The 10737-nt window shown below is 69.7% G+C and carries 9 protein-coding genes; 4 read left to right on the top strand and 5 right to left on the bottom strand.

Translation table 11 applies throughout. The annotated features are described in order from the left end of the window. Positions 1 to 136: 136 nt before the first annotated feature. Both ACZ1DY_RS31160 and ACZ1DY_RS31165 read right to left on the bottom strand, forming a co-directional pair. On the bottom strand, positions 137 to 1066 hold the full coding sequence (locus tag ACZ1DY_RS31160) for a DUF8017 domain-containing protein (RefSeq protein WP_465481781.1): 930 nt from the start codon (positions 1064 to 1066) through the stop codon (positions 137 to 139). Further along, entirely contained in the window at positions 1066 to 2814 is a 1749-nt protein-coding gene (locus ACZ1DY_RS31165) for a proline--tRNA ligase (protein ID WP_465481782.1), read from the bottom strand. Before ACZ1DY_RS31165 ends, ACZ1DY_RS31160 begins: the two co-directional genes overlap by 1 nt. 126 nt (positions 2815 to 2940) lie before the next feature. Here ACZ1DY_RS31165 and ACZ1DY_RS31170 point away from each other — a divergent pair, with 126 nt between their 5' ends. Both ACZ1DY_RS31170 and ACZ1DY_RS31175 read left to right on the top strand, forming a co-directional pair. Next, complete coding sequence (locus ACZ1DY_RS31170) at positions 2941 to 3297, top strand: VOC family protein (RefSeq protein WP_126736033.1); 357 nt, start codon at positions 2941 to 2943, stop codon at positions 3295 to 3297. Between the two features lie 28 nt (positions 3298 to 3325). Next, a complete protein-coding gene (locus ACZ1DY_RS31175) occupies positions 3326 to 4240 on the top strand; it encodes a 2-hydroxyacid dehydrogenase (protein WP_465481783.1) in 915 nt (304 codons plus the stop codon). Positions 4241 to 4772: 532 nt separating this feature from the next. Here the strand turns inward: ACZ1DY_RS31175 and ACZ1DY_RS31180 are convergent. After that, positions 4773 to 5708: an aminoglycoside phosphotransferase gene (locus tag ACZ1DY_RS31180; protein WP_257485260.1), complete on the bottom strand. Its 936-nt coding sequence runs from the start codon at positions 5706 to 5708 to the stop codon at positions 4773 to 4775. Positions 5709 to 5782: 74 nt separating this feature from the next. Then, positions 5783 to 6751: a GNAT family N-acetyltransferase gene (locus ACZ1DY_RS31185; RefSeq protein ID WP_465481784.1), complete on the bottom strand. Its 969-nt coding sequence runs from the start codon at positions 6749 to 6751 to the stop codon at positions 5783 to 5785. A gap of 59 nt (positions 6752 to 6810) precedes the next feature. Between ACZ1DY_RS31185 and yaaA the strand changes: the two genes are divergently transcribed. Together yaaA and ACZ1DY_RS31195 are read left to right on the top strand one after the other, a co-directional pair. After that, the gene (yaaA, locus tag ACZ1DY_RS31190) at positions 6811 to 7566 is read left to right on the top strand and encodes a peroxide stress protein YaaA (protein WP_465481785.1); all 756 of its coding nucleotides are present in this window, start codon (positions 6811 to 6813) and stop codon (positions 7564 to 7566) included. Between the two features lie 87 nt (positions 7567 to 7653). Beyond that, positions 7654 to 9105, top strand: coding sequence for a trypsin-like serine protease (locus ACZ1DY_RS31195; RefSeq protein WP_257485257.1), 1452 nt, complete (start codon positions 7654 to 7656; stop codon positions 9103 to 9105). A gap of 53 nt (positions 9106 to 9158) precedes the next feature. On the opposite strand, the gene ACZ1DY_RS31200 is transcribed toward ACZ1DY_RS31195, so the two are convergent. Continuing rightward, on the bottom strand, positions 9159 to 10682 hold the full coding sequence (locus ACZ1DY_RS31200; protein WP_465481786.1) for a phytoene desaturase family protein: 1524 nt from the start codon (positions 10680 to 10682) through the stop codon (positions 9159 to 9161). Positions 10683 to 10737 lie beyond the last annotated feature (55 nt).

Genomic DNA, 10737 nt, shown 5'->3' on the forward strand with positions numbered 1-10737 from the left:
CCGCGGAAGCCACTTTCGGGACATCAGGCGTCGCAAAAAGTGGCTTTCGCGACCTGCCACGTTTGACTTTCGACCCAACACAAACCAGACATTTCACCGCCTGGAGGCGTCCCGCAGTCCGGCTCCGCCTGCAGCCTCAGCGCAACGTCGACGGTGGCGGCGTGATGGTCTTGCGGTCGGCCTCCGGGACACCCCGGTAGGTCTTGAGGATCTTCAGGATCAGCTCGCGGTTCGCTCCGCCCGGCGCGTCCTGGCCCGAATAGACGGCCAGGGCCGCCGAGGCTTCGCCCAGCTCCGGCGCGAGCACACCGACCAGGGCGCGCTGGGCGCCACAGGGCCCCGGCGGGGTGACGACCTCCGCGAAAACGATGCTGGCGGGGACCTTCTTGCCGGTGCCGAGGGTGAATTCGGCCTGCTGGGGCGGTTCCGGGGTGATCTTGGCGGTCAGCGGGCCGTTCTCCGGGTTGTACGCACTGATGGCGAGATCGTCGACCGCCTTCTTCGCGGCGGCGGCGGGATCGGAGACCTTGATGTTGGCCACGCCGGCGCCGCCGACCCTGCTTCCCTTCTCCTGCGGACAGTAACCTTCGCCGACGAAGGCGCTGGCGACCATGGTGATGCCCGGGACCTGGGTGCCCTTTTCCCAGCCGTGGATCGTGCCGGGTTTCGGCGTCCAGTTCGGCGGGACGTCGTAGGCGTAGACGCCGTCCTTCCCGGCCACCGACTGCCAGCCTTCGGTCACCGGCGGCGCGACGACCCGGGGCGAAGGCGTGTAGACGACCGGAGCCCGGGTGGTCGGCGCGCTGCTGTCCGACGAGCTGCCGCCGTTGTTCGCGAGCGCGGCGACCGTGATGACGCCGAGCGTCGCGAAGAAGCCGTACATGGCCCTTCGCCCGCTCCGCGACATCGGCTGCTTCGCGGGCTTCTCCGGCTCCGGCTCGGCTACCGCCGGGGTCTCAGGAGCGGGCGTGTAGCCGGACGAGTCCGAGGGCTGATAACCCCCGAACCCGTCCAGCGCCGCGTTGTCCTCGTAGCCCGGGGAATCCCGGCGCTTCTTGCCGAACATTACGAACGGACGAGTTTGACCAGGTGCTCCACGACCGCGTCGACGGCGATCTCCTCGCGCTCGCCGGTGCGGCGGTCCTTGACCTCGACGACACCGTTCGCCAGGCCGCGCCCGACGACGAGGATCGTCGGCACACCGACGAGTTCGGCGTCCGCGAACTTCACGCCGGGGGTGGCCTTGCGGTCGTCGAGGACGACCTCGACACCGGCGGCGTCCAGTTCGGCGGCGAGCTTCTCCGCGCCCGCGGCGACCGTCTCGTCCTTGCCGGCGATGACGACGTGCACGTCGAACGGCGAGACCTCGCGCGGCCAGACGATGCCGAGGTCGTCGTGGTTCTGCTCGGCGAGCACGCCGACCAGCCGCGAGACGCCGACGCCGTACGAACCCATGGTGATGCGGATGGGCTTGGAGTCCGGGCCCAGCGCGTCGAGCTCGAACGCGTCCGCGTACTTGCGGCCCAGCTGGAAGATGTGCCCGATCTCGATCCCGCGGGCGGCGACCAGGGTGCCCTTGCCGTCGGGCGACGCGTCGCCCTCGCGGACCTCGGCGGCCTCGATCGTGCCGTCGCCGGTGAAGTCGCGGCCCGCGACCAGGTCGACCACGTGGTGGTCGCGCTCGTCGGCGCCGGTGACCCAGGCGGTGCCGTCGACGACGCGCGGGTCGAGCAGGTAGCGGACGCCGTTGTCCTTCAGCGCCTTCGGGCCGATGTAGCCCTTGACGAGGAAGGGGTTCTTGGCGAAGTCGGCCTCTTCGAGCAGCTCGAACTCGGCGGGCTCGAGCGACGCTTCGAGGCGCTTCGTGTCGACCTCGCGGTCGCCGGGGAGGCCGATGGCCAGCAGCTCCCACTCCTTCGCGCCCGGCTGGCGGGTCTTCACCAGGACGTTCTTGAGCGTGTCCGCGGCGGTGAAGGTGCGGCCGAGATCGGCGTTGTTGAGGAACGCGACCAGCGACTCGATGGTCGGGGTGTCCGGCGTGTGGTGGACCTTCGCCTCGGGCAGGCCCTCGATCGGCTTCGCCTCGGGAGCGGGCGTGGTGACCGCTTCGACGTTGGCCGCGTAACCCGATTCGGTGCTGCGGACGTAGGTGTCCTCACCCGTCTCGGCGACGGCGAGGAACTCTTCGGAGGCCGAGCCGCCCATCGCGCCGGAGGTCGCCTTGACGACGACGTACTCGATACCGAGGCGGTCGAACAGCTTCGTGTACGCCTGGCGGTGCAGCTCGTACGACTTGGTCAGGCCCTCGTCGTCGAGGTCGAAGGAGTAGGAGTCCTTCATGACGAACTCGCGGCCGCGCAGGATGCCGGCCCGGGGGCGCGCCTCGTCGCGGTACTTCGTCTGGATTTGGTACAGGACGACCGGATAGTCCTTGTACGAGCTGTATTCACCCTTCACGGTGAGCGCGAAGAGCTCTTCGTGCGTCGGGCCAAGGAGGTAGTCGGCGCCCTTTCGGTCCTTGAGGCGGAACAACGCGTCGCCGTACTCGGTCCACCGGCCGGTGGCCTCGTAGGGCTCCTTCGGCAGCAGCGCGGGGAACTGGATCTCCTGCGCGCCGATGGCGTTCATCTCTTCGCGGACGACGTTCTCGATACGGCGCAGCACCCGCAGGCCCAGCGGCAGCCAGGAGTAGCCGCCCGGGGCGACCCGGCGGACGTAGCCGGCGCGTACCAGGAGCCGGTGGCTCGGTACCTCGGCGTCCGCCGGATCCTCACGCAGGGTGCGAAGGAACAACGACGACATCCTGGTGATCACTTCTGGGCTCCTCGCTGGAATTACGTGCTTAGACGTTCTGCGCAGCGTAGTCACCCCGCCCCGGGCCGGTTCAACCGGTTATCGCGGGCGCCCGGTTTTGTCGGTGGGTGCGGCTAGCGTGCCGCCATGGGTATCGAACTGGGCATGATCACGATCGACTGCGCGGATCCGCGCGGGCTCGCGGCGTTCTGGACGAAGGCGCTCGGGGTCGAGGTGGATCAGGACCACGGCGGCGAGTTCCTGATCCTGCACGCCAAGAAGGAGAACGGGCCGGTGTTCGCCTTCCAGCGGGTGCCGGAGGAGCGGGCGGGCAAGAACCGGGTCCACATGGACTTCGGTACCGACGACATGGAGAAGGAGGTGGAGCGTCTGGTCGGGTTGGGCGCGAAGAAGCTGGACAGACACGAGATGCCGGGCTTCGCCTGGACGGTGCTGGCCGATCCCGTCGGCAACGAGTTCTGCGTCGCGGCCCACGGAGGGTGACGCCGGTCGCGGCGGCCAGAATGGCGGCATGACGGAGCGAGCCATCCTGCCCTGGTCCGATATCGAGCTGCCCGAGGGCCTGAACGCGCGGCTCTACGACGGTCTGGGCCCGCTGCCGGACGAGGGCCTCGATGAGGTCGAGGTCTACGTGCTGCCCTACGACACCGGCGCCGAGCCGATGAAGCTGCTCTCGCGGCTTCCGTCGCTGAAGCTCGTGCAGTCGTTGTCGGCCGGGGTGGAGAAGCTGATCCCGCTGGTGCCGGCGGGGGTGAAGCTGGCCAACGGCCGCGGCCTGCACGACCTCAGCGTGGCCGAACACGCGCTGGCGCTGATCCACGCCTCGCAGCGGGATCTGCCGCGCTGGTTCGCGCAGCAGGCGACGGCGTCGTGGGAACGCGAGCACACGCGTTCGCTGGCCGACAGCCGGGTGCTGCTGGTCGGTCACGGTTCGATCGGCCAGGCCATCGAGCGGCAACTGGTCGCGGCCGAGGCGGTCGTGACCAGCGTGGCGAGCACGGCCCGGCCCGCGGAGCGCGTGCACGGCGTGGGTGAGCTGGCCGAACTGCTGCCGTCCGCCGACATCGTGGTCCTGATCCTGCCCGAAACGCCCGCGACCATGGGCCTGTTCGGCGCCGCGCAGCTCGCCGCGCTGCCGGACGGCGCCCTGGTCGTGAACGTCGGGCGAGGCTCGGCGATCGACACCGCGGCGCTCACGGCCGAGACCGTCTCCGGGCGGCTGCGTGCCGCGCTGGACGTCGTCGACCCGGAACCGCTGCCCGCCGGGCATCCACTGTGGACCACGCCGGGTGTGATCGTCACGCCGCATGTCGCGGGCGGTTCGGCGTCGTTCTACCCGCGCGCGAAGCGGCTGGTCGCCGAGCAGTTGCGCCGGTACGCCGCCGGTGAGGAGCCGCTGAACCTCGTGAGCGGTATGGACGGTTAGAACCGTCCTGGCCACTCACGAGTCCTTTCTCCCCGCCCCGAGGTGTCGCCCGTCGGCCCCCCGCCGGTGGCGTTGCGAAAGCCACTTTCGCAACGTTGAAGGTTGCGAAAGTGGCTTTCGCAACGGGGCCCCGGCCGCAGTGAAGTAGCGACGGCTCTAGTCGAGGCCGATGTCGCGAAAGCCACTTTCGGGACACCTGACGTCGCGAAAGTGGCTTTCGCGACACACCTCGACGCCACTAGACGAACGCGGCGCCCGAATCGGGAGGGTACAAGCCGAACAGAGCGCCACCAGCAAGACGTGAAAGGGCCTTTCGCCGCATCAGACGCAGCGAAAGCTCCCTTCAGCCCAGCTGTGAGGAGCCGCTGAACCTCGTGATCGGTATGGACGGTTAGAACCGTCCTGGCCACTCACGAGCCGGGCTGCTGCCGCACGGAGGGCGGACACACGTTCGCCGCAGGCACAAGGTCGTCTGTGAAGGGTTTGGGACACTCGACGTCCCGATCCTTCATAGACGGCGCCGGCCGCCGCGCTACTGCCAGTGCGTCCGGTAAGCGAGCCACTCGCGCATGGCCGCCGCGAGACGGCGCTGCGCCGCGCGCACACCCGTCGTCGCGGGCGGTTCCGGTAAGCGGGACGCTCGTTCGGCGTGCCCGGCCAGCGCGACGCCGAACGCGGTGACCGCCCAGACCGGGACCCCGGCCAGCACGGGGCGCCGCCGGAGCAGGCGGTCGACGTCGGCGGGTTCGTGCCCGGCGTCGAGCAGGTACGGGACGAGCGCGACCAGATCGAGCCAGCCCGCGCCCCGCGCCGGGTAGCGCCAGTTGGTGACCAGCACCCGGCCCGGCCCGGTCCGCACCAGGTATTCGGGCTGGATGTCGTTGTGCAGCAACGTGTCCCCGGCCGACCAGGGATGCCACGACGTCTCCAGCTGGACGAGCCGGTCGAGGTTGCGGACGGCCCAGCCGTCGAGGTCGTCCGGCGGTTCCTTCGCCAGTTCGTGCCAGCCCCGCAGGAGCGGGCCGAGATCGTCGAGGGCGTCCGGGACGTCGGGCAGCGGACACGGTGTGAGCGTGCGCCTGAGCGCGCCGAAGGTGGCCAGCACCGCGGAAAGGTCCGGCGATCCGGGGCGCAGGTTCGGCCTGGTGCCGTCGAAATCGGCGAACGCGAGCACCAGCCATTCACCGTCCACAAAGGACAGAAGCTTCGGCGTGGGTGCCTCCGCGGGAAGCCGCCGCGCGATGGCGGCCTCCGTCCGGTAGCCGCCCGCGCGCGGGCTGTCCGCGGGGATCGCCTTCAGGAAGACCCAGCGGTGATCGCGTTCGAGTTCGAGCCGCGCGGCGACACCGCCGTCGAATTCCGGGGTCTGCCACAGCGAACGACGGACCGCCGACCCGAGCTCACGCTCCACGGCGTCACGCGTCGCCGACGGCAGGTCGTGCCAGCCGAGGCGTGCGGAAACCGGCAACGCCCTACCACCCCCAGCGATCTCATCCGAGAAGATCGACTGTACCGAAATCCGCCCTTTCGGGTGACAACCGGTCAGGTCGGAACGGGCTTCACGTACCCGGCCCAGCGCTGGAACTCGCTGAACCCGACGCGCTCGTAGACCCCGAGGGCTCGGTGGGTGTTGTCCTGGTCGACGTTGAGCGAAGCCCGCTGGAAACCGTCGGCCTTGGCCTGGACGAGCGTGTGCCCGAGCAGCGCGCCCGCGATCCCGCGCCCGCGAAGGCCCGCGTCGGTCGCGACGTGGCTGACGTACAGATCCTTCACGCCGGTGGCCGCCGTATCGGAGGCGAAGTGGGCGCTCAGCACCATCGCGACCACCCGGTCCCTGTCCGGGCTCAGCAGCAGGGACGACAGGTGCGGCTGGAAGTCCTTCGCACCGACGACCAGATGCCGCCAGGCCTCCGGGGACTGCTCCGTGCTTCCCCAGTGGTCGGCGAAGGTCTCGTTACGGGACCGCAGTGTGAGGGCTTCGTACTTCTGCTCGTACGCGACGAGCGGGAACTCCTCGGGCAGCGGTTTCAGCGGCGGGATCGAGCCGAGGTCGGCCCGCATGTCGACGAACCACCGGGCGTGCTCGTACCCGGCGTCCACGAGTACCTCGGAGAGCCAGCGTTGCTTGGTGTTGGCCGCGGCGTGCAGCTCCAGCGGTACGTCCGGGTGGGACTTCGCGTGGAGCGCCTTGCCCGCCTCCTCGAACCAGCCGGTGAGGCGCGCGGCGATCGCGTCGTCGCGGTACGCGGGGTGGACGAGCGTCTCGACCCGCATCATGTGCACCGGATCGGCCGCGTCACGCTTCCGGAGCAGACCGTAGGCGACCAGCGTTTCACCGTCCCACGCGCTGGTGGACGCCGTCGGCAGGTCGACGGTCGGCGTACCGATCTCTTCGGCGAGATCCTCCGCGCTGTAGTGCTCCTCGATCGGCTCGACACGCTCCGCCTCGGCGAAGGTCTCGGCCAGTCGCGGCATGTCGTCCATGGTCAGCGGGCGCCAGGTCAGGCTCATGCGGACGAGGCTAAGCCCGCGCCTCGGGGTGACGCACCCCATTTAGTTACGCTTCCGTGGTGCTCGTGCTCCTCCCCCCTTCCGAGACCAAGGCCGCCGGCGGCACCGGCGCGCCGCTGGACCTCGACGCGCTGTCGTTCCCGGAGCTGAACCCGACCCGGGCGAAGCTGGCCGACGCGCTGACCGAACTGGCCGCCGACGTCCCGGCCAGTGTCGCCGCGCTGGGCATCACGCCGCGGCAGGCCGACGAGGTCGCCCGCAACGCCGAGCTGTGGAGTTCCCCCACGATGCCCGCGCTGCGCCGCTACACCGGGGTCCTCTACGACGCGCTCGACGTGAAGTCGTTCACCAAGGCGACGCTGGCGAAGGCCGAGAAGCGCCTCGCCGTCGCTTCAGCGCTGTTCGGCGTGGTCGCGGCGACCGACCCGATCCCCGCGTACCGGCTTTCGGGCGGCAACGCGCTGCCGTCGCTCGGCACCGTCCGCAGCGTGTGGAAGCCGGTCCTCGAACCGGCGCTCCAAGGCGTCGAGGGGCTCGTCGTCGACCTGCGGTCCGGGACCTACTCGGCGCTGGCGAAGCTCCGCCCCGACGCGGTGACCGTGCGCGTCGTGACCGAGGACGCGAAGGGCAACCGGACCACGGTGAGCCACTTCAACAAGGCGTACAAGGGACGGCTGGCCGCGGAACTGGTGAAGTCGCGCAGCGAACCGTCCACTGTGGAGCAGCTGATGCGGGTCCTGACGAAGGCGGGCCTCGACGTCGAGCGCACCGGTGACCACAGTATCGAGCTGCTCACCGGCGACGGGGCGCATTAGTTCCGTACCCCTACGGGCTTCTTCCTCGGTTGTTCCGCCAGGTGCACATGCGGAAAGTGATTTCCAGCCACCTGGAAAGGAACCACCGTGAACAGAAGACAACGGCTGCTGGGGATCGCCACCGCCACCCTCGGCTGCCTCTCGGTCCTCCTGCCCGCTCCGGCGGCCGCCGCGAACCTGCCCGCCGTCACCCCGACGGATCAAGCGGTCGTCCCCGGTGGACTGCACACGAACTCCATCGGCGGCACCCCCGCCTCGGTCAAGGACCATCCCTTCATCATCGCGGGCCTGCGCGAAGGGGGAACGCGGCCGCAGGGCCAGACCTGCACGGGTTCGGTCGTCGCGCCGCGCAAGATCCTGATCGCGGCGCACTGCAAGGACGCGGCAGGCGAGAAGTCCTTCCTCTACGGGCTGGACGATCTCAACGCCGGTGGCGGGACGCGGATCGGTGTCGTCAGCTACGAGAAGCACCCGAAGTACGTCAACTTCGATCAGGGTTACGACGTCGCGGTGGTCACCACGGACGCCGACATCCCGGTGCCGGGCGGCCAGTACGCGAAGGTCGCGACCTCGGCCGACACGGAGTTGCACAAGCCGGGCAAGTCGGGGCTCGGGCTCGGCTACGGCAAGAAGGACCACAACGACGACACCCGCAACGTCGAGCTGCACAAGTTCACGCTGCCCATCGTCCAGGGCGGCAACTGCAGCGGGGTCGGCGCGGGTTTCAAAGACGCGACGATGATCTGCAGCGGCTACAGCGACGGCCGCGTCACGATCCTGCCCGGCGACAGCGGCGGTCCGCTGATCGTGGACGGCAAGGTCGTCGGTGTCGCTTCCTGGAGCCGTAGCGACTTCAAGTGGTACAGCGTGTACGGCAGGCTCAACAACGAGATGGGCGACTGGGTCAAGCAGCAGATCGGCGAGCCGCAGAACCCGGAGAAGTTCTCGCTCGGCGTGACGCCGTCGGCCCTCAAGGTCGAGCCTGGCAAGTACGTGTCGGCCACGGTGACCAGCAAGCCGGGCAAGAACGGCGCGGAGAAGGTCGATCTCAGCGCGACGGGACTTCCCGAGGGCGCGACGGCCACGTTCCAGCCCTCGTCCATCACCTCGGGTGAGTCGGCGAAGGTGAGCATCGAGGTGCCCGCCGGAACGGCCGAAAAGGACTACGCGGTCACGATCTCGGGCAAGGGCACCACCGACACCGCGACCACGAACCTGACGCTGACCGTCGGCGACGGCGCGCCGCAACCCGGCGAGCTCAAGGTCGCCCTGAGCCCCACCAGCGGGACCTCGCAGCCCGGTTTCTTCAGCAACGTCACGGTTTCCGCCACCGGGGGCACGGGCGCGATCACACTGTCGGCGTCCGGGCAGGGGCTGCCGTTCGCACCGTTCTTCAACCCGAAGACGATCTCGAGCGGCGGCAGTTCGACCATGCAGGTGGTCGCGCCGTTCCAGCGGGGCACGTACCCGGTGACCGTCACCGCGACGGACTCGGCGGGCAAGACCGCCACCGCCACCTATACCCTCACCGTCCAGTAAGCGAACGCGCGTGAAGGCCCCCTTCCCTCGGCTGAGCCGAGGGAAGGGGGCCTTCACGCGCTTGCCAGGACAGCCATGGCGGCGTTGTGGCCGGGGATGCCCGAGACACCGCCGCCCCGCACGGCCCCCGCACCGCAGAGCAGGACCCGCTCGTGCGCGGTCTCGACACCCCAGCGACCCACCTGGGCGGCCTCCGCCGCGTAAGGCCACGACAGATCGCGATGGAAGATGTGTCCCGCGGGCAGTCCCAGCTCGGCTTCGAGGTCCAGGGGCGTCTTCGCCTCGACGCACAAGCCGCCGTCCGGCGACCGCAGCACACAGTCCTCGATCGGCTCGGCCAGCACACTGTCCAAAGAGGACAACGTCGCCCGCAGCGCCTCGTCACGCGCGGCGTCGTTGCGCCCCTCGAACAGCCGCGCGGGCATGTGCAGGCCGAACAACGTCAGCGTCTGCACCCCGGCGGCCCGTTCGGCCGGGCCGAGGATCGACGGGTCGGTCAGCGAATGGCAGTAGATCTCGCACGGCGGCAGCGACGGGATCCGGCCCGCCGACGCCTCGGCGTAGGCCGTCGCCAGCTGCTCGTAACTCTCGTTGACGTGGAACGTCCCGCCGAACGCCTCCCGCGGATCGACACTCGGATCACGCAGCCGCGGCAACCGTGACAGCACCATGTTCACCTTGAGCTGCGCGCCTTCCGGCGCCTCCGGCGGCTCCTCCCCCAGCAACCGCGCGAGCGTCCGCGGCGCGACGTTCGACAGCACGTGCCCGCCACGCACCACGAACCCGTCGTCGCCGAGCCGGTAACGCACCGAGCCACCGGGGTCGATCGACAGCACTTCGGCACCGGTTATCAGCCGTGCCCCGGCGGACGCCGCGGCCGACGCGAGCGCCCCGGTCACCGCGCCCATCCCGCCCACCGGCACGTCCCAGTCGCCGGTCTCGTTGCCGATCACGTGGTAGAGCAGGCACAGGTTCTGCCGGAAATCGCCGGCGCCGGCGAAAGTGCCGATCAGCGCGTCGGTCAGGACGACACCGCGGACGACGTCGTCGCCGAACATCCCGGTGAGCGTTTCCGAGATCGGCCGTTCGAACAGCGCGTCCCACGCCTCCGGCTCGATACCCGAGCGCAATTCCTCCTTGGACACCAGCGGTTCGGTCAAGGTGGGGAAAGTCCGTTTCGCGACCTGGGACGTCATCGCGTAGAACCGCCGCCAAGCCTCGTAGTCCTTTGTGGACCCGGTGAGCGCCGAGAACGACGCCGCCGTACGGCCGTCATCGCCCGTGTCGACAAGGAGACCCCCGTCGCCGACGGGCGTGTACGAAGACATCCGCCGCCGCCGGAGATCGAGGCCGAGCCCCAGCTCCGCGATGATCTTGCGGGGCAGCAGGCTCACCAGGTACGAGTACCGCGACAGCCGGACGTCGACGCCGGTAAAGGCACGAAAGGAGACCGCCGCCCCGCCGACCTCGTCACGCCGTTCCAGCACCAGCACCGAGCGGCCGGCCCCGGCCAGGTAGGCCGCCGCCACCAGGCCGTTGTGCCCGCCACCGACGATCACGGCGTCATAGGACTCCATGCGAAAGCCTCCCAGCGAAAACGACGATGCGCCGCGGTCATCGTGACCGCGGCGC

The organism is Amycolatopsis sp. PSD-21 (assembly GCF_055561455.1).